Genomic DNA, 26570 nt, shown 5'->3' with positions numbered 1-26570 from the left:
CCTAGCCGCAGTTGGAGAGGGGTGACCCCGGCATGATCGTCTTCCCCGCCATCGATCTCAAAGGCGGCCAGGTCGTGCGCCTGGCCGAGGGCGACATGGCCCGCGCCACGGTCTACGGCGACAATCCCGCCGCCCAGGCCATGATCTTCGCCGCGGCCGGATCGCAGTATCTCCACGTGGTCGATCTCGACGGCTCCTTCGCCGGCCGGGCCGAGAACCGCGAGGCGGTGGAGGCGATCCTCCAGTCGTTCCCCGGCCATGTCCAGCTCGGCGGCGGCATTCGCACCCGGGCCGCGGTGGAGGGCTGGTTCGATCTGGGGGTCAGCCGCGTGGTGATGGGCTCGGCCGCGCTGAAGGACCCGGACTTCGTCAAGGACATGGCGCGCGAGTTCCCGGGCGGGATCGTGGTCGCGGTCGATGCGAAGGACGGCATGGTGGCGACCGAGGGCTGGGCCGATGTCTCGGACGTGCCGGTGGTCGATCTCGCCCGCCGCTTCGAGGACGCCGGGGTGGCCAGCCTGCTGTTCACCGACATCGGCCGCGACGGCCTGCTCAAGGGCGTGAACATCGATGCCACGGTCGATCTGGCGCGGCGGGTCGACATTCCGGTGATCGCCTCGGGCGGGGTCAAGGGCCTGGATGACATCCACATCCTGGCGCTCCACGCCGGCGAGGGGATCGAAGGCGTCATCACCGGCCGCGCGCTGTACGAAGGGCGGCTGGACCTGAAGGCGGCGATCGCCATGGCGGAGCGGGTGTGATGGGGGTGGTTGCGCGGATCCTCCCCGGCACGGGGAGGGGGACCGCCGCAGGCGGTGGAGGGGCACCCTCCACAACGCGGCCGCGCGTCCGGCTAGGCTGGTGTCTCCATGTGAGTGCCCCTCCACCATGCTGCGCATGGTCCCCCTCCCCGTCCCGGGGAGGATGGCGCGCATGACCGTCCGCGTCCGCGTCATCCCCTGCCTCGACGTGCGCGACGGGCGCGTGGTCAAGGGCGTGAACTTCGTTGACCTGAAGGACGCCGGCGATCCGGTCGAGCAGGCCCGCGCCTATGACGCGGCCGGGGCCGACGAGCTGTGCTTCCTCGATATCTCGGCCAGCCACGAGGGGCGCGGCACACTGCTCGACGTGGTCCGCCGCACCGCCGAGGTCTGCTTCATGCCGCTCACCGTCGGCGGCGGGGTGCGCACGGTCGAGGATGCGAGGGCCCTGCTGCTGGCCGGGGCGGACAAGGTCGCGGTGAATTCCGCCGCCGTCGCCCGGCCCGAGGTGGTCTCCGACATTGCCGAGCGGATGGGCAGCCAGTGCGTGGTCGCCTCGGTCGACGCGCGGCGCACCGCCCAGGGCCAGTGGGAGATCTTCACCCACGGCGGCCGCCGCGCGACCGGGATCGACGCGGTCGACCATGCGATCCGGCTGGCCCGGCTCGGCGCGGGGGAGCTGCTGGTCACCTCGATGGATGGCGACGGGACCCAGGCGGGGTACGATCTGGCGCTGACCCGGACGATCGCCGATGCGGTCTCGGTCCCGGTGATCGCCAGCGGCGGGGTGGGCAGCCTCGATCACCTCGTCGCCGGGGTGACCCAGGGCCATGCCAGCGCGGTGCTCGCCGCCTCGATTTTCCACTTCGGCACGCACACCGTGGCCGAGGCGCATGCCGCGCTGCGCGCCGCCGGGCTTCCGGCGCGCTCTTGACCCGGTTGTTGGGCCGTTGCATCGCGGTGGCATGACCGATACGCTCGCCCGCCTCGAACAGACCATCGCCGCGCGGCGCGGGGCCGATCCGGCCAGCTCCTATGTCGCCAAGCTCCACGCCAAGGGGGTGGGCAAGATCGCCCAGAAGGTGGGTGAGGAAGCGACCGAGACGGTGATCGCCGCGCTCTCGGGCGACAGGGAAGAACTGGTCGGCGAGGCAGCCGACCTGCTGTTCCACCTGCTGGTCCTGCTCGGCGCCAGGGAGGTCCCGCTGGCCGAGGTCCTGGCCGAGCTGGACCGCCGCGAAGGCCTCTCCGGAATTGCCGAGAAAGCCGCAAGAAAGCCCGACTGATGCCGATCGATCCCCGCGCTCCCTATGATGACAGCAACGTCTTTGCCCGCATCCTGCGCGGCGAACTGCCCTGCAAGAGGGTCTACGAGGACGACTTCGCCCTGGCCTTCCACGACATCGCCCCGCAGGCTCCGGTCCACGTCCTGGTGATCCCCAAGGGCCGCTATGTGAGCTGGGACGACTTCTCGGCCAAGGCGGAAGAGGCTGAGATCGCTGGCTTTGTCCGCGCCGTGGGCACCGTCGCCCGCGAGCTCGGCCTGGTCGAGCCGGGCTACCGGATGCTCGCCAACATCGGCCAGCACGGGCACCAGGAAGTGCCGCATCTCCATGTCCACCTGTTCGGCGGGCGCCAGTTCTACGCCATGGTGTCACAGGACTGAACGGGGTTCTTCCCCCTCTGCCGACAATCCGCTTGCCCCGCGAGTCGCGGAAAGGTTAATAGCGCGGGCGCCCATGACCGTGCAGCCCACACCCCCCATGCCCCGGCCCGCTGAGGGCTGCCTTGACGGGCAGGTCCACCGCTTCGCGGTGCGCGCCTATTTCGAGGACACCGACCTCTCGGGGGTGGTCTATCACGCCAATTACCTGCGCTGGTTCGAGCGCGCCCGGTCCGATCTGCTGCGCGTGCTGGGGATCGATCAGCGCGCCGTCCACGAGGCGGGCGAGGGGGCCTATGCCGTCTCCGACCTCACCATCCGCTATGCCGCCCCGGCCCGCCTGGATGATCACGTGCTGATCGAAACCCACGCCGAGGACATCGGCGCGGCCTCGTGCCGGCTGCTGCAAAAGGCCTTCCGGGTCGAGCCCGACGGCGCCCCGGTGCTCCTCTCCGAAATGCGCGTCCGGGTCGGCTTTGTCGGTCGCGACGGCCGACCGCGCCGCCAGCCGGCGCCTTGGCGCGCCGCCTTCGCCTCGTTCCTCGCTTCTGCTCCGGAAACCCCATGACTGCCCTCACGCTGCTCGCCGCCGCCGCGCCGGCCCACCTCAACCCGGTCAAGCTGTTCGCCGATGCCGATATCGTCGTCCAGGCGATCATGGCCGGACTGCTGGTCGCCAGCGTCTGGGTCTGGACCATCATCGTCTCGTTCAGCCTGCGGATGGGCGCGGTGCGTCGCAAGTGCCGGGAATACGAGGAAGGCTTCTGGCAGGCCAAGGACATGGAGGTCTATCACGCCGGGACCGACGGCAAGGCCCCGATCGCCCGCGTGGCCGGGGCGGCGCTGGCCGAATGGCGGCGCAGCAGCGGGCTGAAGCAGGTGGACCGCGAAGGGCTGCGCCAGCGGCTCGCCCTGGTGATGGACGGCGCGGTGGAGCAGGAGGCCGATCGCATGGGGGATCGGCTCAACTTCCTCGCCACGGTCGGATCGGCGGCGCCCTTCATCGGCCTGTTCGGCACGGTCTGGGGGATCATGAATTCGTTCTTCCAGATCGGGCAGCAGCAGAACTCGTCGCTGGCGGTGGTCGCACCGGGCATTTCCGAGGCTCTGTTCGCCACGGCCATCGGCCTGTTCGCGGCGATCCCCGCGGTGATCGCCTACAACCGCTTCTCGCACAGCGTGAACGCCTTCGAGGGCCGCCTGCAGCGCTTCGCCGACCGCTTCCACGCGACGCTCAGCCGCGAGCTGGAGACCCGCTGATGGCCATGGGCACGGCCGGGGGTGGGGGCGGGGGCGGCCGATCCGGCCGCCGCGGGCGCCGCGGCAAGCGCGGGGCCATGGCCGAGATCAACGTCACCCCGCTGGTCGACGTGATGCTGGTGCTGCTGATCATCTTCATGGTCACCGCGCCGCTGCTCAGCGCCGGGGTGCCGGTGGACCTGCCCGACAGCCGGGCCAAGGCCCTGCCGCAGGAGCAGCGCCAGGTGACCATCGCGATGACCGCCGATGGCAAGACCTACCTCGACGCGGCCGAGATCGCCCCGGGCGAGCTGGCCGACCGCCTGGCCGGGATCGCGCCCGGGGGTGACGGCAAGCCGCCGCTGGTGACCCTGCGCGCCGACAAGGCCTTGCCCTATGGCGATGTGATGGCGGTGATGGGCGAGCTGAACCGGGCCGGGTTCAATTCTATCTCGTTGGTCACCAACGGTTCAGTTCAGGCGCCCTAGCCCGCAGCCATGGCGACCCGCGCACCCACGTTCCGCACCGAGGAAGCTGCCGGTCTGGTGGTGGCCGTGGCCGTGCACGCGGCGCTGATCCTCTGGCTGGCGCTCAAGCCGCCGATGCCGGCGCCCCTGCCCGCGCCGCAGCGGATGACGGTGACCTTTGCGGACGAGGTGGCCATGCAGTCGACCTCGCCCAAGCCCGCGGCCGAGGCGGCCCCGGCTGTCGCGCCGGTGCTGAGCGAAAACCCGGTGCCCGCTCCTGCGCCCGAACCGGATGCCGAGCCGCGCCCTGCGCCGCCGCCCGTGGCCAAGGTGGCGCCCCGGCCCGAACCGCCCAAGCTCGCACCGCCCAAGCCGGAACCACTCAAGCCGGTGGCCCGGCCGGTCCCGCAGTCCAAGCCTGCGGCGCTCCCGAAGACCCCGGCCAAGCCCCAGGCGGCTCCGGCCAAGCCCGCGCCCAGTCCGGTGAAGGCGGCCCCCGCTCCCGCCAGGCCCGCCCCCGCCAAGCCGGCCCCTCCGGCCAGGAGCGGTGGTGGCGGCTCGCGGCTGGGGGACGATTTCCTCAAGGGCCTGCCCGGCGGCCAGAACCCCGCCGCGCGCGACACCACGCCGCCTGCGGCCACCATGGGGCCACAGGTCAGGGCGGCCCTGTCCGGCGCGATCGCCCGCCAGCTCAAACCGAAATGGGCGGCCCCCCAGGGTGCCGAGGCCGACCAGTTGGTGACCGTGCTGAGCTGGGACCTCAACCCGGACGGAACGCTGGCCGGCCCGCCCCGTTTGGTCAGCCAGTCGGGCGTGACCGATGCCAACCGGCCTCAGGCCCAACGCCACGTTGAACAGGCGATGCGCGCGGTCCGTCTCGCGGCGCCGTTCGATCTGCCATCCGAGCTCTATCCCGCGTGGAAACGCGTGAAGGAGTTCCGCTTCGACAGGAAGTTGTCGCAATGAGTTTCCGCCGTCTGCCCCTGTTTGTCCTGCTGCTGAGTTCCGCGGCTGTCGCCCAGCCACAGATGTCGCCGCAACCGGTGGTGACCGCGACCAGCCCTGCCGCGGAGCAGGACGAAGGCGGGCTGACCGGCTCGGTCTCCGACGAGACCCCCTGGCAGGACCTCGGCATCGCGATCCCCACCTTTGCCACCAATGCCGATGTCGCCACCCAGACCAGCGCGGGATCGACCGCCGGGCTGGGTCGGGCGCTGGCCGATGTCATCACCTCGGACCTCAAGAACAACGGCCTGTTCAAGCCGACCGGGCCCGATGCGTTGCCGCAGCCCAGCTTCGGCCAAATCGTCGCGCCCGATTTCGGCGTGTGGTCGGGGCGCGGGGCCGAGATGCTGGTCCACGGCTATGTCCGCGCCAATGGCGACGGCAGCCTGACCGTGGGCTGTTACCTCTATGACGTGGCCCTGCGCCAGCAACTGGTGAAGGGCGGGTGGCAGGTGCCCCCGTCAGACTGGCGCCGCACCGCGCACAAGTGCGCCGACCTGGTCTATTCGCGCCTCTCGGGCGAGAGCCCGTTCTTCGACAGCAAGATCGCCTACATCGCCGAGACCGGGCCCAAGGATCGCCGGATGAAGCGCCTGGCGATCATGGATTCGGACGGTGCCAACCACCGTTACATCACCACCGGCCAGGCCATCGCGCTGACCCCGCGCTATGCCCCCGATTACCGCTCGCTGCTCTACCTCAGCTATTTCAACGGCTATCCGCGGATCTACGTCTATGATCTGGAGACCGGCAAGCAGCGCCTGATCACCCAGAGCACCAACCCCACCTTCGCCCCGCGCTGGTCGCCTGACGGCAAGTGGATCCTCTATTCGATGGCGATCGGCGGCAACACCGACATCTACAAGATCTCGGCGGCGGGCGGCGGCGAGCCGCAACGGCTGACCAACACCCCCGGGATCAACATCGGCGGGTCGTTCTCGCCCGATGGCAGCAAGATCGTGTTCGAAAGCGATCGGTCGGGTGGCCAGCAGATCTATGTGATGAACGCCGACGGTTCGGACCAGAAGCGCATCAGCTTCTTCGGCGGACGCGCCGCCACGCCCGAATGGAGCCCGCGCGGCGATCAGATCGCCTTCACCCATATCGCGGGCAATTTCCGTATTGCGGTGATCAGCCCGAGCGGGTCTAACCTGCGGTACCTGACCGACAGCTGGCAGGACGAAGCGCCCACCTGGTCGCCCAACGGCCGGATCGTGCAGTTCTTCCGGACCGAGAAGGGGTCCGGCCGGACCGGCATCTGGCAGGTCGACCTGACCGGGCGTAACGAGCGCAAGCTGCCGACCCCGGTTGACGCGTCCGACCCCGCCTGGGGCCCGGTGCGGCCCTGACGTTTGTGAAAGGAGAATGGCGATGACCATCCGCAACGCTCACCCGAAGACGGCGCTGAAGCTTGGCGCCGCGCTGCTGCTGGCCGGTGCCCTGACCCTGTCGGGCTGCGCCAAGAAGGCCCCGGCTGAGCTGCCGCCGCCGCCGGCTCCGACCACGGCGGTGGAAACCCCGGCGCCCGCCACGGTCAGCGGTCCCACCCCGGGCAGCCAGGCCGATTTCGTCGCCAGCATGATGGGCCAGGACACGATCTACTTCGACACCGATCGCTACAACATCGACAATGCCGATGCCGCCGCCCTGACCGCCCAGGCGCAGTGGCTGATGAAGTACCCGGGCAAGAAGGCCACGATCGAGGGCCATGCGGACGAGCGCGGGACCCGCGAATACAACCTGGCCCTGGGCGAGCGCCGCGCCACCGCCGCCAAGAACTACCTGGTCAGCCTGGGGCTCGACGCCGGCCGGCTGACCACGGTCAGCTATGGCAAGGAGCGCCCGGTCGCGCTCGGTTCGGACGAGGCGAGCTGGGCCAAGAACCGCCGCGCCGTGACCGTGACCATCGACTGACTTGCGAACGGCGGGTCAGGGGCTCTATCTTTACAATCATGAGCCGCGCCCGCCGATCGAATGACTGGGGATTCCCGCGCTGGCGCGGCTACGGCAGCGCTAGCGACGCGGCCCCGGTGCGCATGTGCGACCGCGCCGGTTGCCATGAGAAGGGCGATTGCCCGGCGCCCAAAAGCCCCAACAGTCCGGACCGCTGGTATTTCTGCCAGCAGCACGCGGCCGAGTACAATTCGGGCTGGGATTACTTCGCCGGCCTCACCGCCGAGGAGGCTGCCGCGCGCGAGCAGCGCGAAACCTCGGACAATTCCGGCTACAAGGAAGCCGCGCACTACGGCTGGGGCGGATCGGGCGACGGCTCGCGCAGCCGCGACGAGATGAAGGCGCTCGAGGTGCTGGGGCTCGATCCCGATGCCGATTTCGAGGCGGTGAAGAAGGCCTGGCGGGCCAAGGCCAAGGAGGTCCACCCCGACGTCAAGCCCGGCGACGCCGCCGCCGCCGAGCAGTTCCGCAAGCTTCAGGTCAGCTACGAGGTCCTGCGCGCCGCCGAGGAGCGGCGCGAGTGGAAGGGGTAGCCTCCCTTGAGTGTAAGGCCAAAAGCCAAAATGACAATTCCTCAGTTATAATGACTATTTTTGTCTCCTAAGCTCTTACTTTTTCCAAATGAGCCGCTTATGGGTCGTCTATGCTTTGTACTTGCCTTAATTGCGATAATGATCGCCACCGCATACAAAATTATTGAAAAGAAGATTGTTGAAAACGGCTCAGGCGGAGCCCATTGGATTAGATTTGGCGGGGAAAAAGTAAAAAAGCGTCTGCCAGACACAAAATACAAGAGAGTAGATGAAAAATATAGATATGTGGCGATAAAAACGCTAGATTATCAGCCATTCATAAAAATCAAACCGACCGATGGATATGGATTTTTGAGTGAATGCTCAAATACATATCTCGTCAGATCTGTGAAATATACTGGCAGATCTGAGCCGATAGAGGTCTATTTTGATGGTGGAGATTTGGTTGTATTTCAAGGCGTATTGACTGAAAAGGCATTGATGACCGAAAAGTCCCCCTTGTTGGTATGTCCTCCGGACACCATTCGAAACGTCTTTCCGATGGTAACGGCGGTTGAATAGCGTGAAACAGAGCTGGCGCCGGGGCGCGACCCATCCGCTTGCCACTATGTGGCTGTCGCTGAGGACATGCCTTTACAGGGTCGGACTGAACGAGTCCTAGGGATTGGGTGGCTAGGTCAATGAGCTCCCCGCATCGGCGTGTCGCATTTCTTGCAGCTGATAGCGGAAAGCCAACTTGGCCCGTCGTCCTGGGGCTGTTTCTCGACCCAGTCTTTTTGATTCGCGACGCCTCAAAGACAAGCTGGCCCCTGGCAAGTCCAGAGCGACGATCCGGTGACTTGGTCGGTGCATGACTCAGCACCGGCGTTTGACCCAGGCCGTTGTACCCCAAAAGCAAAAGGCGCCCCCGCAGGAGCGCCCTCTACAGACCGGCGGTAAGCCGCCCGCTTACTTCGGCGAGATCACCATCAGCATCTGGCGACCTTCCATGCGGGGATAGGCCTCGATCTTGGCGACCTCGGCGACGTCCTCCTGCACGCGGCGCAGCAGGTTCATGCCGAGCTGCTGGTGCGAGAGCTCGCGGCCGCGGAAGCGCAGGGTGACCTTCACCTTGTCGCCCTCGCCGATGAACTTGTGCATCGCGCGCATCTTCACGTCATAGTCGTGATCGTCGATGTTCGGACGCATCTTGATCTCCTTGATCTCCTGCGTCTTCTGGGTCTTGCGCGCCTGGTTGGCCTTTTTCTGGGCCTCGTAGCGGTACTTGCCCACGTCGAGGAACTTGCAGACCGGCGGATCGGCGTTGGGGGAGACTTCGACAAGGTCCAGGCCGACTTCCGCCGCCTGCTCGATCGCCTCGCGCGTGTACATCACGCCAAGGTTCTCTCCGTTCTCATCGATGACGCGGACCTTGTCCGACTGGATGAGATGATTGTAGCGCGGCCCGCTCTTGACCGGGGGCTGCAACATACGCCGGGGTGGGGGAGCTATATTCGTTCTCCTGTAATCGCCGATAAGACTGCTCTGGCGGCGTCCTTAATGCGAATCGCGCCCGCGGGGAAGCGGGCAAAATGCATCGGGTGCCTCGGCCGGCCTCATGGCCCTGCCATGGTAAACGGACGGTAACCGGCTGGTTTCCCACGATCGGGCCGCCAGGGCGGCGAAGTCAGGCGATTTCCACCTCGACCGTCTCCTCGCCGGCGGCGTCGAGCAACTGCCGCTCGACCGCCTTGAGTCGCGGGGCGTCGGTGATCTTCTCGCCCAGCACGTCGGTGACATAGAACGTGTCGGCGGCGCGCTCGCCATACGTGGCGATGTGGGCCGAATGGACGATCAGCCGGGCCTCGAACAGGGCGCGGGCCAGGCGGTTGAGCAGGGCGGGGCGATCGCGCGCGTTGACCTCGATCACGGTGAACCGGTTCGAGGCCTTGTTGTCGAACTCCACGCGCGGGCGCACCGGGAAGTGCTCGGCGCGCGGCCGGGCCAGCGGGCGGGCGGCGAGCTGGGGCATCAGCTTGACCCGGTTGGCCAGGGCATCGCCGATCGCGGTGCGCAGTCGGGCGAGCTGGGTGTCCTCCATGAACGGCCGCCCCAGCGGGTCCTGGACCAGGAAGTTGTCCACCGCCATGCCGTTGCGCGCGGTGTGGATGCGGGCGTCGATGATGTTGCCGCCGGCCAGGTGGATGCCCCCGGCGATGCGGTAGAACAGCCCGGGGTGGTCCGCGGCGATCACCGTGACCAGGGTCGCGCCGCGCGCCGCGTAGTATTCGGTCGCCACGTCGAGCGGCGCCCCCTTGGCCCGCTTCAGTTGCCGCAGGTTCATCGCGATGATGTCCTCCGGCTCGGCGATCCAGTAGGCGTCGGCAAGCTGGCCGCCGATCGCCTCGACCAGTCCGGCATCGCGCCCCAGCCCGGCGCCGACCGCGGCCTTCTTCGCCGCGACGCGCTGGGCCCGGCCGTGCTCGGCATGGCCCAGACGCAGCCGTTCCTCGGACAGCTCGTAGACCTCACCGATCAGCTGGCGCTTCCACGAATTCCACACTCCCGGACCGACCGCGCGGATATCGACGATGGTCAGCAGGGTCAGGGTGCGCAGCCGCTCGACCGACTGGACCACCCCGACGAAATCGCTGATCGTCTTCCAGTCGGCCAGGTCGCGCTTGAAGGCCGTGGCGCTGAGCAGCAGGTGGTGGCGCACCAGCCAGGCGACCAGTTCGGTCTCGCCCTCGTCCATGCCGAAGCGCGGGCACAGCTTGAACGCCACCTCGGCGCCCAGCACCGAATGGTCGCCGCGCCGGCCCTTGGCGATATCGTGCAGCAGCACCGCGGCATAGAGCGCGCGGCGCGACTGGATCTTGGGGAGGATCTGGGTGGCCAGCGGGTGATCGACCCCCAGCTCGCCGCGCTCGATCCGCGAGAGCAGCCCGATCGCGCGGATCGTGTGCTCGTCCACCGTGTAGTGGTGGTACATGTCGAACTGCATCTGCGCGTTGACCCGGCCGAAGTCGGGCACGAAGCGGCCGAATACCCCCGCCTCGTTGAACCAGCGCAGCGCGGTCTCGGGATCGTTGCGGCTGGTCAGCAGGTCCAGGAACAGCGCGTTGGCGCGCGGGTCCTTGCGCACCCGGGCGTCGATCAGCTTGGCATCGCGCGAGGCCAGGCGCATGGCTTCCGGGTGGATCTCCAGCCGTTCGGCATCGGCCAGGGCGAAGATCTCGACCAGGCGCACCGGGTCCTGGGCGAACCAGTCGTCCGAGGGCACGTTGATCTTGCCGCCGAACACGCGGTAGCCCTTGAGCGAGCGGGCCCGGGTGCGGAAGCCGGCGAGCAGGCCGCGCGGCTGCTTGCGGGCGAACTGCTCGTCAAGCTGGGCCAGGAACACCCCGGTCAGCGCGCCGACGCGCTTCGCATGCAGGAAGAAGTACTGCATGAAGCGCTCGACCGCGCTTTTGCCGGGGCGGTCGGCGAACTGCATCCGCGCCGCCACCTCGCGCTGCAGGTCGAAGGTCAGCCGGTCCTCGGCGCGGCGCGTGATGGTGTGCAGGTGGCAGCGCACGGCCCAGAAAAACGCCTCGGCGCGGCGGAAGGCGCGGTACTCGTTGGGGGTGAGCAGGCCGACGTTGGCCAGCTCGGAGGCGTCACGCACCTTGTGGATGTACTTGCCGATCCAGTACAGCGTGTGCAGATCGCGCAGGCCGCCCTTGCCTTCCTTGACATTGGGTTCGACCACGTAGCGGCTGTCCCCCAGGCGTTTGTGCCGTTCGTTGCGCTCGGCCAGCTTCTCGGCGACGAACTGCCGCTCGGTGCCCTGGACGACCTCGTTCCAGAAGCGCAGCTCGGCCTCTTCGTAGAGGTCCTGGTCGCCCCACACATAGCGGCCTTCGAGCAGGGCGGTGCGGATCGTCAGATCGCTGCGCGCCATCCGCACCATCTCGTCCAGCGAGCGGCTCGACTGGCCGACCTTCAGCCCCAGGTCCCACAGGAAGTAGAGCATCGCCTCGATCACCTGTTCGCACCAGGCGGTCTGGCGCGACGGGGTGATGAAGGCGATGTCGACGTCGGAATGCGGCGCCATCTCGCCGCGGCCATAGCCGCCGACCGCCAGGATCGCGATGCGTTCCCCGGTCGAGCGGTTCGAGGCGCGGTAGACATCGCCGACCACGTGATCGTGGATTACCCGCACGAGCTGGTCGATCAGGAAGGCCTGGGCCGCGGCGCACTCGGTCCCGGCCGAGGGCTTGTCGGCCAGGCGCCGGGCGATCTCCTCGCGACCGTTCGCCAGGGCCTGGCGCAGCAGGGCGACCACCTGGGGCCGTGACCGTTCGGCGCCTTGCGCGGCGACCAGATCGGCAATCGCCACGGCCAGGCTCCGGCGTTCGACGATGGCGCGCTGGTTGGCAATGCGGGGGCTGGTCAAGACAGGGCGGCTCGCGGTTGGGAAGGTCTGGGCCTGCTGGAGATACGCGTTCGCGCGCGGCAGACAAGTCCCGCGGGCCGGCTCGCGGGGAATGTCGCGGCGGAACGAGGCCCTGGGCCGATTGCCGTGGTTCCATCGCGCGGCAGCCTGTGCCAGAAGCACAAGACACCTCATCCGCAAGGGAAGTGATCCGCGTGCTTTCGCTCCTGTCCGCTGCGGCGGCCCAAGTTTCGGCCCAAGGGGCCCCGATCCACTGGCTCGACCTGGGCCTGACCCGGGGGATCGCCCTCGGCAGCTTCACCTTGCGCTGGTACAGCCTGGCCTATCTCGCCGGCATCGTCCTGGCCTACTGGCACACGTCGCGCACCCTGAAGCATGCCGGTGCGCCGATGGCCCAGCGCCATGCCGATGACCTGTTCTTCTATTGCACGCTGGGCGTGATCCTGGGCGGGCGGCTGGGCTATGCGGCGTTCTATGCCCCGCAACTGCTGACCCACCCGCAGGACCTGATCAAGCTGTGGGAAGGGGGGATGAGCTTCCACGGCGGCCTGATCGGCTGCACCCTGGCCATGGCCTGGGTGTCCTGGCGCGGCCAACTGAACTTCATCCGGGTTTGCGACTATGTGGCCGTGGCGGTGCCCTTCGGCCTGCTGTTCGGCCGGGTCGCCAACTTCGTCAACGGCGAGCTGTGGGGCCGCCCGGCCGGGCCGGATGTGCCCTGGGCGATGATCTTCCCCGATGGCGGACCGCTCGCCCGCCATCCCAGCCAGCTCTATGAGGCGGGGCTGGAAGGGCTGGTGCTGCTGATCGTGCTGATGCTCCTGTTCTGGACCACCCGCGTCCGCTTCCGTCCGGGCCTGCTGACCGGCGTCTTCGTCGGCGGCTATGGCGTGGCGCGGTTCTTCGTCGAATACTATCGTGAACCCGATGCACAGCTCGAGGAGTTCGCGGCCCGCACCGGCCTGTCGATGGGGCAGTGGCTGACCGTGCCGATGATCCTGCTCGGGCTGGCGTTGATCGTCATCGCGCTGGTCCGTCGTCCGCTTGGCGCGGCCCCGGCCGGCATGGCCATGGCCGACCGCGCCGCATGAGCTTCGGGCGCAGGGGCCTGCCTCCGACCGGTGACACGGCTACGCCCGGGGCCGGCCCGGACGGGCCGGAGGACCTTGCGGCGATCTTCGCGCGGCTGATCACGGCGCAGGGCCCGATCACCATCCAGCACTACATGGGCGAGGCGAACGCCCGCTACTATGCCTCGCGCGATCCGCTGGGCGTGACCGGTGACTTCATCACCGCGCCCGAGATCAGCCAGGTGTTCGGCGAGATGGTTGGCCTGTGGCTGGCCGACCTGTGGATCCGGGCCGGGCGGCCGCAGCCGGTGCATTATGTGGAGCTGGGGCCGGGCCGCGGCACCCTGGCGCGCGATGCGCTCCGCGCCATGGCCCGCTTCGGGCTGGCACCCACCGTGCACCTGGTCGAAAGCTCGATCGCGCTGAAGGCGGTGCAGCTCGAGGCCGTGCCGCAGGCGCGCTGGCACCACGACCTGTCCACCGTGCCGAATGATGGCCCGCTGCTGGTCGTCGCGAACGAGTTTCTCGATGCCCTGCCGATCCGGCAGATGGTCCGCACCGATGCAGGCTGGCGCGAGCGCCTGGTCGATTGGGACGGGACCGGGTTCATCCCGGTCGCCGGGGACCGCCCGATGGACGCCGCCGTGCCGGAGGATCGCCGCGACGTCGCGGTCGGCACGATCGTCGAATCCTGCCCGGGCGCGGCCGCCGTGGTCTTCGAGCTGGCCGGCCGCCTGGTCGCCCAGCGGGGGGCGGCCCTGCTGATCGATTATGGCTATGACACGCCGCAGGACGGATCGACCCTCCAGGCCGTGCGGGCCCATGCCCGGGCCGATCCCTTCGCAGCCCCGGGTGAGGCCGATCTGACCGCACTGGTCGATTTTGCCACCCTGCGTCACGTGGCGGAGAGCCGCGACTGCCGCTGGCTGGGGACGACCGGTCAGGGCGCCTGGCTCAACGCGCTGGGCGCGCCGACCCGCGCCCGCGCGCTGGCCGAGGCCGCCCCGGACCAGGCCGAAGCCATCCTGTCGGGCTACACGCGGCTGGTTGATCCCGGCCAGATGGGCACGCTGTTCAAGGTCATGGGGCTGGCGTCCCCGCTGTGGCCCGATGCCGAGGGGTTCGGTTCGGTCACCTGACCGGGCGACCGTCGCGGCAGGCCCGGGACCGTCAGTACGTGATCCCGGGCGGAGCCTTCAGATTGTTGGTCTTGAGCTCGGGCCGCAGGTCCTTCACCCGCACCTCGCGCGAGGCGGAACGGATCGGCTGGGCCGGTTTGAGGTAGGCTTCCAGCGCGGCGATGTCGGTCATCCCGATGGTCCGCTCCCGTCCCTTGACGAAGGCGGCGAAGCTGTCGCCGCCATTGGCGAGGTACGCGTTCACGGTGATCCGGTACGATTGGGCGGGATCGATCGGGGCGCCATCGAGCGTGGCGCCGACCACCCGGTCGCCGATCGGGCGGCTGCGGTCGATCGTCTGGATGAACCCGGCCGAACAGGCGAGCAACTGCTCCGGCGCATCCTTGTCGAGCTGCTGTTCCAGCGCTTCCTTCAGCTCCGCCCCGGTCAGGGTCAGGGTGATCAGCTCGGAACCGAACGGCTGCACCAGGTAGAGATCGCCATAGGTGACGACGTGGTCGGGCCCCGGCAGCAGCGAGCGGCGGATGCCGAAGGGGTTGGTGCAGGCGATCCGGGCCCCCGCGCCGCGGCTGGCCTCCAACTGGGCGTCGGCGATCAGGTTGCCCAGGCGCCCGCCGGTGCCCCAGGCATCGCCCTCGGCCTTCTCCAGCGGCTCGGCCAGCCAGCCGACCGGACGCTTCACATAGGCCTGCGATGCCGCGACGTAGCGCGCGACATAGCCCGCGATATCCGGGTCCGGGCTGAATCGCGGCACCACAGCCGAATTGGGGATCGCGCGCAGCGGGCTGTTGTAGGCTTCGGACTGGACGATCACGTTCTTCGCCCGGCGGCCGACCATCCGGTGCGTGACCGGATCGATCTGGATCGCGATGTCGGTGACATATTCGCCCCACAGCCCGGCGCTGGTCAGCAGCAGCGGCTGGTCCCGCCCGGGCTGGGCCACCTCGCAGACATAGGCCCAGTGGGTGTGGCCGGAGATGACCAGATCGACCCGCCGGTCGAGCCGGTCGAGGATCGGCCGGATTCCGCCGGACAGCGCGTTGCAGCCGTTGGGGTCGGGGTCGCCGGAGGTGCGCCCGCCCTCGTGGATGACCAGGATCACCGCGTCCGCCCCCTGGGCCTTGAGCGAGCCGACCAGGGCATTGGCGGTCTCGGCCTCGTCGTTGAAGGCCACGGCGGCGTTGACCTTGCTGTTCACCAGATCGCTGGTGCCCTTCAGGGTCAGGCCGATCAGCCCCACCGTGACCTTGCCCGGGCCACTGCCGAAACTGCGCAGCGCGGTGCCCGGGAAGAGGGTCCGGCCATCGGCCCGGTTCACCGTGTTGGCGGCCAGGAAGCGGAACTGCGCCCCACGGAACGGCTCGACCTGGCAGGGCCGGCGCTCGGTGTGCTGGGCACAGCCGCCGCTCTGCTTGCGCAGCAGTTCGGGCACACCATAGTCGAATTCGTGATTGCCCACCGCGTTGAAGTCCAGCCCGATGCGGTTCATCACCTCGACCGCGGGCTCGTCCAGGAACAGGGCCGAGGCGAGCGGGCTGGAGCCCATCAGGTCACCCGCGGCAATGGTCAGGTGGTGGGGATACTGGGCGCGCACCTGGCGCACGGCGGTGGCCAGATAGGCCGCGCCCCCGGCCGGGACAGAGGCCGTGCCGCCCTGGCCATCGGGCAGCATGGCGGCCTGCTTGGGCGGCTCGAGGTTGCCGTGGAAATCGTTGATCGCGGCGATTCCGATCGTCACCGGTTCGCTCGGGACAGGTGCGGTGGGGGCCGGTGCGGAGGCTATCGGCCGCGGACTCCCCGCGCAGGCGGCCAGGGCGAGCAGGGCCCCGCCAATCAGGAACACGCGGACGAACGGGGCAGGATGCATCGACGGGCTCGCAGCACAAGGGGTGGTCGGTGCCAGCGCTAGGGCACTTCGATGACAGGATAAAGAGGCCGCTTGGGCGTTCCGGTCAGTGGCCGCGATGGCCGGGGAGCGACAGGCTCCACTGGATCGCCGCGCCGCGGGCCAGGAAGCCCAGGGCCACCCCGGCCCAGGCCGCGTGCTGGCTGTCCATCCCGAAGCGCGACAGGGCGACGAACAGCCCGGCGGCACAGGCCGCGGCGGTGACATAGAGCTCATGGCGCATCAGGATCGAGGGCACGCCGGCGGTGATGTCGCGGATGACGCCGCCGAGGCAGGCTGTGATGATCCCCGCCGCCGCCGCCGAGACCGGGGCGATGCCGAATTGCAGGGCCTTGCCCGCGCCATAGACGGCATAGGCGGCCAGGCCCATGGCATCGAGCCATTCGAGCGCGCGCTCCGGCCACCAGCGCAGCGGCACGATCCATGCCGTCACGGCGACGCTCAGGCACAGGATCACGGGGGTGGCGTTGTGCATCCAGAACACCGGCGCGCCGATCAGCAGGTCGCGCAGGGTTCCCCCGCCCGTTGCCGTGATCAGCGCGAAGAAGCAGGCGCCGATGAAGTCCATCCGCTGGCGCGCGGCGGCCAGCGCACCCGATGCCGCGAAGACCGCGATCCCGGCCAGATCGAGCCATGGCAGGAAGGTCTGCAACTGGGGTACCATGGGCTGTCCATAGGGTCCGAGCCGGGAGAGTGAAAGACCCGATCGTCGTCATGCTGGGCCAGGCGGCATCCCGCCCTCACTGCGTTTGCCCTGTCCCGGTTTCGACAGCCCGTCCCCCTGGCGAGGACGATCCGGTCAGAGCACCGAATGCCAGTCAAAACACCGAATGATCGCCCCGTTCGGTGGTGCGTTCACCCGACAGCACGGCGCGATAGTGGTCCACCAGGGTCTGGGTGCCGGTCTCGGGGGTGGCGGCGGCATCGTAGCGGCCCGTCGCCGGGTCCAGCACCAGCATCGATTCGGTGGCATAGTAGCGGCCGATCCGGGCGAGTTCGGCCTTGGCGGCCAGGGCGGGGACGATCCGCCCGAGCATCGCCAGCGTGCCCGCGATCCCGTCGAGCAGGCGCACCGGGACCGAACGGAAGCGCGGAGCCTGGCCCAGCAGCGCGAACAGCGTCTCCCCCTGGTCGCGCGGGGTGATCGCCGGGCCCGGCCCGCCGATCGGCAGCACGCGGTTCCAGCGGTTCTCGTCCGTCAGGCAATCGGCCAGGTAGGCCGCCAGGTCGTCGTCGCTGATCGGCTTGCAGGCGGTCAGCCGGCCATCGCCGAACAGCAGGAAGGGGCGGCCCTGACGGACCCGGTCGATCTGGCCCGACAGCGATTTGAAGAAGGCGGTCGGCCGCACGATCGAATAGCGCAGCCCCGAGGCGATCAGCTCAGCCTCGAAGGCCAGCTTGGCCTGCTGGAACGCCAGCAACGGTTTCTGCACGCAGATCGCCGAGAGCAGGACGAAATGCCGCGCGCCCGCGGCTCGGGCCGCCTCGAGCACATGGCCCTGGGCACGGTGATCGATCGCCCAGGCATCGCCGGGTTCACCCGTGCGTGAGGCCATGCACGACACGACGGCATCGAACCGCTCTCCGGCGAACCCGTCGCGGGCGAGGGCGACCGGATCGGTGGGATCGACCCAGCGGAGGGCGGCCCCGGCGTCAAGGCCCGGATCGGCTGGCGCGCTGCCTGCGCGGCCCTGCGCCCGGGGGCGGACGAAGCACACCACCTCATGCCCCCGCGCGACCAGGGCCCTGGCGGTCGCCCGGCCAATGGTGCCGGTGGCGCCCAGCAGGCAGACGCGCTGGCCTGCCGTCTGCGGGTCGGGGCCGGTGGTGGTGATCGGATCGGTCACGCTGTCTCCCGTCGCCGCCAGCCTAGCGTCCTTTCCGGCCTGGAGCCAGGCCGACCTGCCCGGGCCGCCCCGCCCCAGGCGGGTTGTCGTGCCCGCTGCCCCATCGTGCTGTCTCGCAGCCACTGTGCTTGCTTCCGTCCTGCGACCGTTCGGTGCGGGTGATGAGCGAAGTCATGTTCTTATCGGATAACGGTTTCGTGAGCAGACAATCCGTGTCATGCTGCCGGCAAAAAGGAGAACCCATGTCGCAAAAGCTAGGCGGTATGCCGTCAGTCCTGGCCAGTGTCACAGAGATTGTCTCGGCCCACCTGTCGAACAATGCTGTGCCGGTCGCCGATGTCCCGAGCTTCATTCGCAGTGTGCATGCCACGCTGACCGAACTTGAGCTGGCGGCAGGCGGGGCGACACCGACCGGTCTCTTCCAGCTCGCCGATGTCCAGCGGGGCATGATCGAGGTGGCCCGGCCGACGGATCGACGCCCGGCGGTGCCGATCGAGGATTCGATCCAGCCGGGCTACATCGTCTGCCTGGAAGACGGCAAGCGGCTGCGCATGCTCAAGCGCTACCTGATGACCCATTTCAAGCTCACGCCCGAGGATTACCGGGCGCGGTGGAACCTGCCGGCAGACTACCCGATGGCGGCTCCCGAAGTGGTCGAGCAGCGCCGCGAACACGCCAAGACCGCAGGGCTGGGACGCAAGCGATCGACGGGCCGCCGCCCCAACTGACCGGCGCATCCACCTGAACAGGACAGGCTCTAAACGTCCAGATTGGCGACGTTCAGGGCGTTTTCCTGGATGAAGTCGCGGCGCGGTTCCACCACGTCGCCCATCAGCCGGGTGAAGATCTCGTCGGTAACGTCGGCATCTTCGACCTTGACCTGCAGCAGCGCGCGGTTGTCCGGATCCAGCGTGGTTTCCCAGAGCTGTTCGGCGTTCATCTCGCCCAGACCCTTGTAGCGCTGGATCGACAGGCCCTTGCGGCCCGCGGCCATCACCGCGTCGAGCAACTGGGTCGGACGGGTGATCGCGCCTTCCGGAGCCACCGCGCGCGGCGCCTGGGCGCCCGGGCCATCGTCCACCCCTTCGTCGCTCGGCAATTCCGGTTCGGGCTCGGCCTCGACCGTGCTGCCCTTCACGAAGTTGACCGGGCCGGCATAGACCTCGACGTTCTCCTGGGCGAGCCTGGCCAGCTTGCGGGCCTCGGCGCTGCCCAGGAAGCTCGCCTCGATCACGTGGTGATCCGTGACCCCGCGCCACAGCCGCTCGACGCGCACGGCTCCGTCCTCACCGATGAAGGCCGTCCACCGGGCCTCGCGGTCGCCACGGTCGAGCCACTGGGCGGCACGGACCAGCGCGGCCTCACGGCCTTCGCGCGACAGCTCAGGTTCAAACACGCCGGCCAGCGCCAGGGCCTCGATGATCGCGGGATCATAGCGCCGCGGGACGAAGCCCATCAGGGCCTTGATGCGCAGGGCGTGTTCGACCAGCGCCTCCAGCTCGACCCCGCCACGCGCGCCGCCCTGGGTTTCCAGCAGGCGCCCGGCCAGCCCGGCTTCGACCAGGTAGCGGTCGAGCGCGGCGTTGTCCTTGAGATAGACCTCGCTGCGCCCCTTGGCGACCTTGTAGAGCGGCGGCTGGGCGATGAAGAGATGCCCGGCCTTGATGATGTCGGGCATCTGGCGGTGGAAGAAGGTCAGCAGCAGGGTGCGGATGTGCGCGCCGTCGACGTCGGCGTCGGTCATGATGACGATCTTGTGGTAGCGCAGCTTGTCGAGGTTGAATTCGTCGCGGATGCCGGTGCCCATCGCCTGGATCAGCGTGCCCACTTCCTTCGAGCTGATGATCCGATCGAACCGGGCGCGCTCCACGTTCAGGATCTTGCCCTTCAGTGGCAGGATCGCCTGGGTTGCGCGATCGCGGCCCTGCTTGGCCGAACCACCGGCTGAATCGCCCTCGACCAGGAACAGTTCGCACTTGCTGGGATCGCGTTCCTGGCAATCGGCGAGTTTGCCGGGCAGGCTGGCGATGTCCATCGCGCCCTTGCGCCGGGTCAGCTCGCGCGCCCGCCGCGCCGCCTCGCGCGCGGCGGCGGCATCGATGATCTTCTGGATCACCGCCTTGGCATAGGCGGGGTTTTCCTCGAGCCACTCGGTCATCTTGTCGCCCATCAGGCTTTCCAGCGGCTGGCGGACTTCGGAGGAGACCAGCTTGTCCTTGGTCTGGCTGGAGAACTTCGGATCGGGCAGCTTGACCGAGACGATCGCGGTCAATCCTTCGCGCATGTCGTCGCCGGTGAGGCTGACCTTCTCCTTTTTCAACATGCCGCTCTTCTCGGCATAGTTGTTGAGGGTGCGGGTCAGCGCGGCGCGGAAGGCGGCGAGGTGGGTGCCGCCGTCACGCTGCGGGATGTTGTTGGTGAAGCACAGGACGTTCTCGTAGTAGCTGTCGTTCCATTCCAGCGCCACGTCGATACCGATGCCGTCGCGCTGCGCCGAGATCGCGATCGGATCGGGCAGCAGCGCCTGCTTGTTGCGGTCCAGCCACTTCACGAAGGCCGCGATCCCGCCCTCGTAGTAGAGATCGTGCTCCTTCACCTCTTCGCCGCGCTTGTCGCGCAGCAGGATGCGCACGCCCGAATTGAGGAAGGCCAGCTCGCGGTAGCGATGCTCGAGCTTCTCGAAATCGTAGACCGTCACGTTCTTGAAGGTCTCGTCCGAGGCCAGGAAGGTGACCCGGGTGCCTTTCTTGGGCTTCCCATCCACCACCGGCGCGGCGCCCACCACCTTGAGCGGGCCCACCGCATCGCCGTGGGCGAACTTCATCCAGTGCTCCTGACCGTCGCGCCAGATCGTCAGTTCGAGCCATTCGGACAGGGCGTTGACCACCGAGACACCGACGCCATGGAGCCCGCCGGACACCTTGTAGGCGTTGTCGTCCGACGTGTTCTCGAACTTCCCGCCGGCGTGGAGCTGGGTCATGATGACCTCGGCCGCGGAGACACCTTCTTCTGAGTGGATGTCGGTCGGGATGCCACGACCGTTGTCCTCCACCGAGACCGAACCGTCGGGGTTCAACTCGATCAGGACGAGGTCGCAATGGCCGGCAAGGGCCTCGTCGATCGCATTGTCCGACACCTCGAAGACCATGTGGTGCAGGCCCGAACCATCGTCGGTATCGCCGATGTACATGCCGGGGCGCTTGCGCACGGCATCCAATCCCTTGAGGACCTTGATCGAATCGGCGCCGTAGGCGTTCTGGTTCGGAGTGTTTTCAGGCAGATCAGACATATCAGGCCTATAGGGACTCACGCGCGCGCGGGGAACCCGCGATAGCCCCGGCTTCCACAGCTAACCGGTCCGCACCGCCGGTTCCGCGCAGGCCTTCGCATGAAGGATATGTAATATTGTATCATGGATCGAAATGGGTTAAGGGCCCCGTGACATGCGGTCGCGCCCGGTCGGGTCCGGCGTGATCGTTCAGATGCTCCTCCGGTTATGGGAACCCCATGCGCAAAGTCCTTGATATCCTTCTGCTCGGTGTCGCCACCATCGCCGTGATCCCCCCGGCCCTCGCGGCCGATGGAGCAGAGGCGTCCGCTGCCGACGGCACCGACCCGCACGAGCACACGCCGCAGGATATTGTCGTGACCGGCGCCCTGCAGCGCAGCCGGCAGGACATCCTATCGGGCGTGGCAGTGCTCCAGGGGGTGGATCTCGACCGCCAGTTGCGCGCGTCGATCGGTGACACGCTGGCCCGCACCCCCGGTGTCTCGGCCACGTCGTTCGGCCCGACGGCTTCGCGCCCGGTGCTGCGTGGTCTGCAGGGGGAGCGTGTCCGGCTGTTGAGCGACGGGATCGGCTCGATCGACGTGTCGAACACCTCGGCAGACCATGCCGCCGTCGTCAATCCGCTGCTGGCCGAACGCATCGAGGTGCTGCGCGGGCCGCAGTCGCTGCTTTACGGGTCTTCGGCGATCGGCGGCGTCGTCAACGTGATCGACCGTCGCATTCCCACCACCCTCCCGGCCGAGCCGTTCCATGTCGGCGCCGTCGGCACCTTCGGCACGGCGGCGCGGGAGCGCGCTCTGGCGGGCACCGCCGAGCTGGCGCTGGGTGGCGGTTTCGTGGCCCATGTCGATGGCAGCTATGACCAGACCGATGATTTGCGGATCGGCGGCTATGCGCTGACCCCGGCGCTGCGGGCGCAGGCCTTGGATACCGCGTCCCGTTTTCTGCCGGTCTCGCCCGATGATCCCAACTTCGCCGCCAATGCCGCCGTCAGGGGCGTGCTGCCCAACAGTGCCGCCAAGACCTGGACCGGGGGCGCGGGGCTGTCCTACATCGCCGACAACGGCATGATCGGACTCTCCTACACCCGCACCGACAGCCTCTATGGCATCCCCCTGCGCTTTGCGACCGAGCCCGGGCAGACCCAGGAAGCGCCGCGGCTGCAACTGCTGCAGGACCGGTTCGATGTCCGTGCCGCGATCAATCCGGGCGGCAAGATCATCGACAAGGTGCTGCTGCGCGTCGGCTATGCCGATTACCAGCATTCCGAACTCGAGCCCGACGGGGCCGTGGGCACGACCTTCTTCAACAAGGGGGTCGAGGCGCGGCTCGAACTGACCCAGGCCGCGCACGGGGCCTGGCGGGGGGCGACCGGGGTGCAATTCGTCAACCGCGAGTTCAACGTGGTGGGGGATGAGGCCTTCCTGCCCAAGAACAGCACGCGCCAGGTGGGCCTGTTCACGCTCCAGACCTTCGACTTCGGCGCCTGGAAGATGGAGGCCGGAGCGCGGCTGGAGCACGCCCGGCTCGAATCCCAGCCTGCGACCGGGCAGGCCCAGTTTGCTCGCGGGGTCCGTTCGTTCGATGCGGTTTCGCTGTCGGGCGGCGCTTCGTACCAGGTGGTCCCGGGGTGGCGGCTGGGCCTCAACCTGTCGCGCACCGAACGCGCGCCGGCCGCGGAAGAGCTGTTCGCCAACGGGCCGCACGCCGGGACGGAGGCCTTCGAGATCGGCGATCCCGATCTCAAGCTGGAGCGGGCGAGCAGCGTCGAGGCGGTGCTGCGCGGTCAAGGCGATGGGTACAGCGTGGAAGTCTCGGCCTATCACACCTGGTTCGACAACTTCATCTACATGGCCCGCACCGGCGGGGTGGAGGACGGGCTGCCGGTCTACCAGATCGGCCAGGCGAACGCGCGCTGGTACGGCTTTGAAGTCCAGGGCGAGGTCACGCTGGCGCGGATCGGTGACTGGACCGCCAAGGCCGATGCCCTGGGCGACTATGTCCATGCCACGATCGACGGCTTCGGCCCGGCGCCGCAGATCCCGCCGCTGCGCGTGCAGGGCGGGCTGGGCGCCAGTACGGACCGCTGGGACCTGCGCACCGAGGTGGAGCATGTCACGGCGCAGACCCGGGTTGCCACCAATGAGACCGCCACACCCGCCTACACCATGGTCAATGCCAGCGTCGGCTGGCGCCCGTGGGGTGAGGACCGGCCGGTCACCTTCCTGCTGAGCGCCAACAACCTGTTCAACGTGACCGCCCGCCGCCATGCCTCGTTCCTGAAGGACTATGCGCCGCTGGCCGGGCGGGACATCCGCATCACGGCCAGGTTGGAACTATAGGGGCGGTTTCCGACTCCACCGGGGAGGAATCTCTTCGCACATGCAAAAACGGCCGCCCGGAAGGGCGGCCGTCTTGGCGTCTGCGGTCGACCGCGGCTCAGATGAGCGTGGCGGTGAACATCAGGCCGCTGGCAGAAGCGGCGATGATGACCGGCAGCACGAAATTGCTGATGCTGCGCATGGTGTGTTCTCCTGTTGCGAAGCGGAGCGAACCCGCTTCTCAATACGCCAAACGACGTATGCTGCAGCGCATCTAGGCTCGGCAACTTTATGCTGCAAGTGCGAAATCATCAAATACGGTTGCATGAAATGCAACTACTGAGCGTGCGTGCAGGGCTTTGTTTACCGATCGGGTGAAGGCGCCGGAGTCCGACTGGACAGCGTCGGGCCCGGCCATTATCGGCTGGCCATGACCATCCAGCCCTCAGACTCGATCCTGATCGTCGACTTCGGCTCGCAGGTGACCCAGCTCATTGCCCGCCGCGTGCGCGAGGCCGGGGTCTACTCCGAGATCGCCCCCTTCGGCAGCGCCGCGGCCGCCTTTGCGCGGATGCAGCCCAAGGGGATCATCCTGTCGGGTGGACCCGCCTCGGTGACGCGTGAGGACGGACCGCGCATTCCCGAGGAGATCCTGCATTCGGGCCTGCCGATGCTGGGCATCTGCTATGGCCAGCAGGCGCTGATGCAGCAGCTCGGCGGCGAGGTGCTGGAGGGCGATTCCGGCGAGTTTGGCCGCGCCTTCATCGATATCTCGGATCGCTGCGTGCTGTTCGACGGGCTCTGGGCCGAAGGCGAAAAGCATCAGGTCTGGATGAGCCACGGCGACAAGGTGACCCGCCTTGCGCCCGGTTTCCGTCCGGTCGCGGCCAGCCCCGGTGCCCCCTTCGCGGTGGTCGCCGATGACGAGCGGCGGATCTACGCGATGCAGTTCCACCCCGAGGTGGTCCACACCCCGGACGGTGGCAAGCTGCTCAAGAACTTCGTGCGCCATGTCTGCGGCCTGGCCGGGGACTGGACCATGGCCGAGTTCCGCAAGACCAAGATCGAGGAAATCCGCGCCCAGGTCGGCGACGGCAAGGTGATCTGCGGCCTGTCCGGCGGGGTGGACTCGGCCGTGGCCGCCGTGCTGATCCACGAGGCGATCGGCGATCAACTGACCTGCGTGTTCGTCGATCACGGGCTGATGCGGCTGGGCGAGGCCGAGCAGGTCGTCGGCCTGTTCCGCAACCACTACAACATCCCGCTGGTCCACAAGGATGTGTCGGCCCTGTTCCTGGGCGGTCTGGCCGGGGTTACCGATCCCGAAGCCAAGCGCAAGTTCATCGGCAAGACCTTCATCGACGTGTTCGAGGAAGAGGCGAAGAAGATCGGCGGAGCCCAGTTCCTGGCGCAGGGCACGCTCTATCCGGACGTGATCGAAAGCGTCAGCTTCACCGGCGGCCCATCGGTGACGATCAAGAGCCACCACAATGTCGGCGGCCTGCCCGAGCGGATGAACATGAAGCTGGTCGAGCCGCTGCGCGAGCTGTTCAAGGACGAGGTCCGCGAACTGGGCCGCGAGCTGGGCCTGCCGGACGTCTTCGTCGGCCGCCACCCGTTCCCCGGGCCGGGCCTGGCCATCCGCATCCCCGGCGAGGTCACCCGCGAACGGTGCGACATCCTGCGCAAGGCCGACGCGATCTATCTGGAAGAGATCCGCAACGCCGGGCTCTACGATGCGATCTGGCAGGCCTTCGCCGTCCTGCTCCCGGTCAAGACCGTGGGCGTGATGGGCGACGGGCGCACCTATGACAGCGTCTGCGCGCTGCGCGCGGTGACCAGCACCGACGGCATGACCGCCGACATCTATCCCTTCGACGCCGCCTTCCTCAGCCGGGTCGCGACCCGGATCATCAATGAGGTCAAGGGCATCAACCGCGTGGTCTACGACTACACCAGCAAGCCCCCCGGCACGATCGAGTGGGAATGAGCGCCGGCGAATGAGCCCGGGCGAAGCTCTGGCACGCGCCGGTCTGGCAGGGGCCTGGCAACTGGTCTCGTGCACCATGACCCATCCCGACGGACGGATCGAGCATCCCTTCGGCCCCGAGCCTCGCGGCCTGATCGCCTACACGGCGGATGGCTGGATGGCGTGCCAGATGGCGGGCGAGCCGGCGGGTCACAGTGCCTACTACGGCCCGGTCTCGGTGGACGAGGATGGGGCCACGGTCATCCACCACGTCCAGGGCGCCTCGCACTCCCGGCTGAGCGGCGACCAGCTGCGCCGCTATCGGGTGAGCGGCGATGAACTGCTGCTGTCCGCGCAAAGCGGCGACAGCCTGGTCGAGGTCCTCTGGCGCCGTCCTTGAAGCCGGGGTGAGTCGCGTTCGGTCGTGGGATAAACGGCTGGATCGGGCGGGGGCCCGGGACAGGGCTGTTCTTCCCTGGCGGTGCCGCGCAAGCCCTGCCCCGGGTCGAGCCCGGGGCGACGATGGGGGAGGGGTGCGTGATGTCCGGTTTGGGTGGTGAGCGGATATTGGTCGGCTCCACGAATGGGGTCACCAACTCCACAGTCGGATATCCCCAAGTCCCGCTCAGGCTGAGCTTGTCGAAGCCCACGCGCTGCGGCTGAATCTGGGCGATCGCAGCATTGCCGCACAGAGGAACGGTCGCATGGACTTGGGGCGGATGCCGGAGCGTGGGCCCTTCAGCGAAGCTCAGGACATGCTTCGACAAGCTCAGCCTGAGCGGGTTTGGTGCGGGAACAGCGCTGGATCTCACGTCCGACCCCTGGCGCAATCGGTCGTTCGAATCTGTCTACACAACTCTCCCCTCGTCGTCCCGGGCTTGTGTGGACGAGATGTGCTTTATTGGTTGCATCGGCCGGGATGCGCATCCCGGCCGATGCGGGCAGGAGGCCGATGTATCGGACTGGTTGCACAGCCGAGGTCAAGCAAGGC

Annotated in this window: 25 protein-coding genes; 19 read left to right on the top strand and 6 right to left on the bottom strand. The window is 68.1% G+C overall.

What is annotated here, in order from left to right; translation table 11 throughout:
• Nucleotides 1-32 precede the first annotated feature (32 nt).
• The 12 genes from hisA to H7F49_RS13380 all read left to right on the top strand — a co-directional run bounded on the left by hisA (nt 33) and on the right by H7F49_RS13380 (nt 8182).
• Entirely contained in the window at nt 33-761 is a 729-nt protein-coding gene (gene hisA, locus H7F49_RS13435; RefSeq protein ID WP_185684092.1) for a 1-(5-phosphoribosyl)-5-[(5-phosphoribosylamino)methylideneamino]imidazole-4-carboxamide isomerase, read from the top strand.
• Nucleotides 762-933: 172 nt separating this feature from the next.
• Nucleotides 934-1695 carry an imidazole glycerol phosphate synthase subunit HisF gene (gene hisF, locus H7F49_RS13430; protein WP_185684091.1) on the top strand — a complete coding sequence of 254 codons (762 nt, stop codon included), beginning with the start codon at nt 934-936 and terminating at the stop codon, nt 1693-1695.
• Nucleotides 1696-1726: 31 nt separating this feature from the next.
• Entirely contained in the window at nt 1727-2047 is a 321-nt protein-coding gene (locus tag H7F49_RS13425; protein WP_185684090.1) for a phosphoribosyl-ATP diphosphatase, read from the top strand.
• Entirely contained in the window at nt 2047-2427 is a 381-nt protein-coding gene (locus tag H7F49_RS13420; protein WP_185684089.1) for a histidine triad nucleotide-binding protein, read from the top strand. Before H7F49_RS13425 ends, H7F49_RS13420 begins: the two co-directional genes overlap by 1 nt.
• A 97-nt stretch (nt 2428-2524) precedes the next feature.
• Nucleotides 2525-2992 (top strand): YbgC/FadM family acyl-CoA thioesterase, encoded by a 468-nt coding sequence (locus H7F49_RS13415; RefSeq protein ID WP_185684088.1) that lies wholly within the window; start codon nt 2525-2527, stop codon nt 2990-2992.
• Nucleotides 2989-3684 carry a protein TolQ gene (tolQ, locus tag H7F49_RS13410; RefSeq protein WP_185684087.1) on the top strand — a complete coding sequence of 232 codons (696 nt, stop codon included), beginning with the start codon at nt 2989-2991 and terminating at the stop codon, nt 3682-3684. The genes H7F49_RS13415 and tolQ overlap by 4 nt, the downstream gene beginning before the upstream one ends.
• A complete protein-coding gene (locus H7F49_RS13405; RefSeq protein ID WP_185684086.1) occupies nt 3684-4151 on the top strand; it encodes an ExbD/TolR family protein in 468 nt (155 codons plus the stop codon). The genes tolQ and H7F49_RS13405 overlap by 1 nt, the downstream gene beginning before the upstream one ends.
• A 9-nt stretch (nt 4152-4160) precedes the next feature.
• Entirely contained in the window at nt 4161-5096 is a 936-nt protein-coding gene (locus tag H7F49_RS13400; RefSeq protein ID WP_185684085.1) for a hypothetical protein, read from the top strand.
• Complete coding sequence (gene tolB, locus H7F49_RS13395) at nt 5093-6484, top strand: Tol-Pal system beta propeller repeat protein TolB (protein WP_185684084.1); 1392 nt, start codon at nt 5093-5095, stop codon at nt 6482-6484. The genes H7F49_RS13400 and tolB overlap by 4 nt, the downstream gene beginning before the upstream one ends.
• A gap of 22 nt (nt 6485-6506) precedes the next feature.
• On the top strand, nt 6507-7049 hold the full coding sequence (gene pal, locus H7F49_RS13390; protein ID WP_185684083.1) for a peptidoglycan-associated lipoprotein Pal: 543 nt from the start codon (nt 6507-6509) through the stop codon (nt 7047-7049).
• A gap of 38 nt (nt 7050-7087) precedes the next feature.
• Nucleotides 7088-7621, top strand: coding sequence for a J domain-containing protein (locus tag H7F49_RS13385; RefSeq protein WP_185684082.1), 534 nt, complete (start codon nt 7088-7090; stop codon nt 7619-7621).
• A 138-nt stretch (nt 7622-7759) separates the two neighbouring features.
• On the top strand, nt 7760-8182 hold the full coding sequence (locus H7F49_RS13380) for a hypothetical protein (protein ID WP_185684081.1): 423 nt from the start codon (nt 7760-7762) through the stop codon (nt 8180-8182).
• A 387-nt stretch (nt 8183-8569) separates the two neighbouring features.
• Here the strand turns inward: H7F49_RS13380 and infC are convergent, their stop codons facing one another.
• Together infC and H7F49_RS13370 are read right to left on the bottom strand one after the other, a co-directional pair.
• Nucleotides 8570-9091 (bottom strand): translation initiation factor IF-3, encoded by a 522-nt coding sequence (gene infC, locus H7F49_RS13375; protein WP_185684080.1) that lies wholly within the window; start codon nt 9089-9091, stop codon nt 8570-8572.
• Between the two features lie 196 nt (nt 9092-9287).
• Nucleotides 9288-12038, bottom strand: a complete 2751-nt coding sequence (locus tag H7F49_RS13370; protein WP_185684079.1) for a [protein-PII] uridylyltransferase — start codon at nt 12036-12038, stop codon at nt 9288-9290.
• 194 nt (nt 12039-12232) lie between these two features.
• Between H7F49_RS13370 and lgt the strand changes: the two genes are divergently transcribed.
• A complete protein-coding gene (lgt, locus tag H7F49_RS13365) occupies nt 12233-13129 on the top strand; it encodes a prolipoprotein diacylglyceryl transferase (RefSeq protein WP_185684078.1) in 897 nt (298 codons plus the stop codon).
• Entirely contained in the window at nt 13126-14247 is a 1122-nt protein-coding gene (locus tag H7F49_RS13360) for a class I SAM-dependent methyltransferase (protein WP_185684077.1), read from the top strand. The genes lgt and H7F49_RS13360 overlap by 4 nt, the downstream gene beginning before the upstream one ends.
• 31 nt (nt 14248-14278) lie before the next feature.
• Here the strand turns inward: H7F49_RS13360 and H7F49_RS13355 are convergent, their stop codons facing one another.
• From H7F49_RS13355 to H7F49_RS13345, 3 genes are all read right to left on the bottom strand, one after another.
• Complete coding sequence (locus tag H7F49_RS13355) at nt 14279-16114, bottom strand: bifunctional metallophosphatase/5'-nucleotidase (protein WP_185684076.1); 1836 nt, start codon at nt 16112-16114, stop codon at nt 14279-14281.
• Between the two features lie 85 nt (nt 16115-16199).
• Nucleotides 16200-16817, bottom strand: a complete 618-nt coding sequence (locus H7F49_RS13350) for a trimeric intracellular cation channel family protein (protein ID WP_185684075.1) — start codon at nt 16815-16817, stop codon at nt 16200-16202.
• Nucleotides 16818-16971: 154 nt separating this feature from the next.
• Nucleotides 16972-18000, bottom strand: coding sequence for an NAD(P)H-binding protein (locus tag H7F49_RS13345; protein WP_328806750.1), 1029 nt, complete (start codon nt 17998-18000; stop codon nt 16972-16974).
• A 242-nt stretch (nt 18001-18242) separates the two neighbouring features.
• On the opposite strand from H7F49_RS13345, the gene H7F49_RS13340 reads away from it, so the two are divergent.
• Nucleotides 18243-18728 carry a MucR family transcriptional regulator gene (locus H7F49_RS13340; RefSeq protein ID WP_185684074.1) on the top strand — a complete coding sequence of 162 codons (486 nt, stop codon included), beginning with the start codon at nt 18243-18245 and terminating at the stop codon, nt 18726-18728.
• A 29-nt stretch (nt 18729-18757) separates the two neighbouring features.
• On the opposite strand, the gene gyrB is transcribed toward H7F49_RS13340, so the two are convergent.
• Nucleotides 18758-21289: a DNA topoisomerase (ATP-hydrolyzing) subunit B gene (gene gyrB, locus H7F49_RS13335; RefSeq protein ID WP_185684073.1), complete on the bottom strand. Its 2532-nt coding sequence runs from the start codon at nt 21287-21289 to the stop codon at nt 18758-18760.
• A gap of 218 nt (nt 21290-21507) precedes the next feature.
• Here gyrB and H7F49_RS13330 point away from each other — a divergent pair, with 218 nt between their 5' ends.
• From H7F49_RS13330 to H7F49_RS13315, 4 genes are all read left to right on the top strand, one after another.
• Nucleotides 21508-23631: a TonB-dependent receptor gene (locus H7F49_RS13330; RefSeq protein WP_185684072.1), complete on the top strand. Its 2124-nt coding sequence runs from the start codon at nt 21508-21510 to the stop codon at nt 23629-23631.
• 101 nt (nt 23632-23732) lie between these two features.
• Nucleotides 23733-23888: a hypothetical protein gene (locus tag H7F49_RS13325; protein ID WP_185684071.1), complete on the top strand. Its 156-nt coding sequence runs from the start codon at nt 23733-23735 to the stop codon at nt 23886-23888.
• A gap of 152 nt (nt 23889-24040) precedes the next feature.
• A complete protein-coding gene (guaA, locus tag H7F49_RS13320; protein WP_185684070.1) occupies nt 24041-25600 on the top strand; it encodes a glutamine-hydrolyzing GMP synthase in 1560 nt (519 codons plus the stop codon).
• A gap of 10 nt (nt 25601-25610) precedes the next feature.
• Nucleotides 25611-25979, top strand: a complete 369-nt coding sequence (locus H7F49_RS13315) for a lipocalin-like domain-containing protein (RefSeq protein ID WP_185684069.1) — start codon at nt 25611-25613, stop codon at nt 25977-25979.
• The last annotated feature ends 591 nt before the right edge of the window (nt 25980-26570 follow it).

Source organism: Novosphingobium aerophilum, assembly GCF_014230305.1.
Classification (GTDB): domain Bacteria; phylum Pseudomonadota; class Alphaproteobacteria; order Sphingomonadales; family Sphingomonadaceae; genus Novosphingobium; species Novosphingobium aerophilum.
Note: the sequence above shows the minus strand (reverse complement) of the source record. Positions and strands in the feature narration are given on the sequence as shown.

Excerpts from the sequence above, each read along its gene's own strand:
- hisA (WP_185684092.1), top strand. The coding sequence starts at position 33 with ATGATCGTCTTCCCCGCCATCGATCTCAAAGGCGGCCAGGTCGTGCGC.
- hisF (WP_185684091.1), top strand. The coding sequence starts at position 934 with ATGACCGTCCGCGTCCGCGTCATCCCCTGCCTCGACGTGCGCGACGGG.
- H7F49_RS13425 (WP_185684090.1), top strand. The coding sequence starts at position 1,727 with ATGACCGATACGCTCGCCCGCCTCGAACAGACCATCGCCGCGCGGCGC.
- H7F49_RS13420 (WP_185684089.1), top strand. The coding sequence starts at position 2,047 with ATGCCGATCGATCCCCGCGCTCCCTATGATGACAGCAACGTCTTTGCC.
- H7F49_RS13415 (WP_185684088.1), top strand. The coding sequence starts at position 2,525 with ATGCCCCGGCCCGCTGAGGGCTGCCTTGACGGGCAGGTCCACCGCTTC.
- tolQ (WP_185684087.1), top strand. The coding sequence starts at position 2,989 with ATGACTGCCCTCACGCTGCTCGCCGCCGCCGCGCCGGCCCACCTCAAC.
- H7F49_RS13405 (WP_185684086.1), top strand. The coding sequence starts at position 3,684 with ATGGCCATGGGCACGGCCGGGGGTGGGGGCGGGGGCGGCCGATCCGGC.
- H7F49_RS13400 (WP_185684085.1), top strand. The coding sequence starts at position 4,161 with ATGGCGACCCGCGCACCCACGTTCCGCACCGAGGAAGCTGCCGGTCTG.
- tolB (WP_185684084.1), top strand. The coding sequence starts at position 5,093 with ATGAGTTTCCGCCGTCTGCCCCTGTTTGTCCTGCTGCTGAGTTCCGCG.
- pal (WP_185684083.1), top strand. The coding sequence starts at position 6,507 with ATGACCATCCGCAACGCTCACCCGAAGACGGCGCTGAAGCTTGGCGCC.
- H7F49_RS13385 (WP_185684082.1), top strand. The coding sequence starts at position 7,088 with ATGAGCCGCGCCCGCCGATCGAATGACTGGGGATTCCCGCGCTGGCGC.
- H7F49_RS13380 (WP_185684081.1), top strand. The coding sequence starts at position 7,760 with ATGATCGCCACCGCATACAAAATTATTGAAAAGAAGATTGTTGAAAAC.
- infC (WP_185684080.1), bottom strand. The coding sequence starts at position 9,091 with ATGTTGCAGCCCCCGGTCAAGAGCGGGCCGCGCTACAATCATCTCATC.
- H7F49_RS13360 (WP_185684077.1), top strand. The coding sequence starts at position 13,126 with ATGAGCTTCGGGCGCAGGGGCCTGCCTCCGACCGGTGACACGGCTACG.
- H7F49_RS13355 (WP_185684076.1), bottom strand. The coding sequence starts at position 16,114 with ATGCATCCTGCCCCGTTCGTCCGCGTGTTCCTGATTGGCGGGGCCCTG.
- H7F49_RS13350 (WP_185684075.1), bottom strand. The coding sequence starts at position 16,817 with ATGGTACCCCAGTTGCAGACCTTCCTGCCATGGCTCGATCTGGCCGGG.
- H7F49_RS13340 (WP_185684074.1), top strand. The coding sequence starts at position 18,243 with ATGTCGCAAAAGCTAGGCGGTATGCCGTCAGTCCTGGCCAGTGTCACA.
- gyrB (WP_185684073.1), bottom strand. The coding sequence starts at position 21,289 with ATGTCTGATCTGCCTGAAAACACTCCGAACCAGAACGCCTACGGCGCC.
- H7F49_RS13330 (WP_185684072.1), top strand. The coding sequence starts at position 21,508 with ATGCGCAAAGTCCTTGATATCCTTCTGCTCGGTGTCGCCACCATCGCC.
- H7F49_RS13325 (WP_185684071.1), top strand. The coding sequence starts at position 23,733 with ATGAGCGTGGCGGTGAACATCAGGCCGCTGGCAGAAGCGGCGATGATG.
- guaA (WP_185684070.1), top strand. The coding sequence starts at position 24,041 with ATGACCATCCAGCCCTCAGACTCGATCCTGATCGTCGACTTCGGCTCG.
- H7F49_RS13315 (WP_185684069.1), top strand. The coding sequence starts at position 25,611 with ATGAGCCCGGGCGAAGCTCTGGCACGCGCCGGTCTGGCAGGGGCCTGG.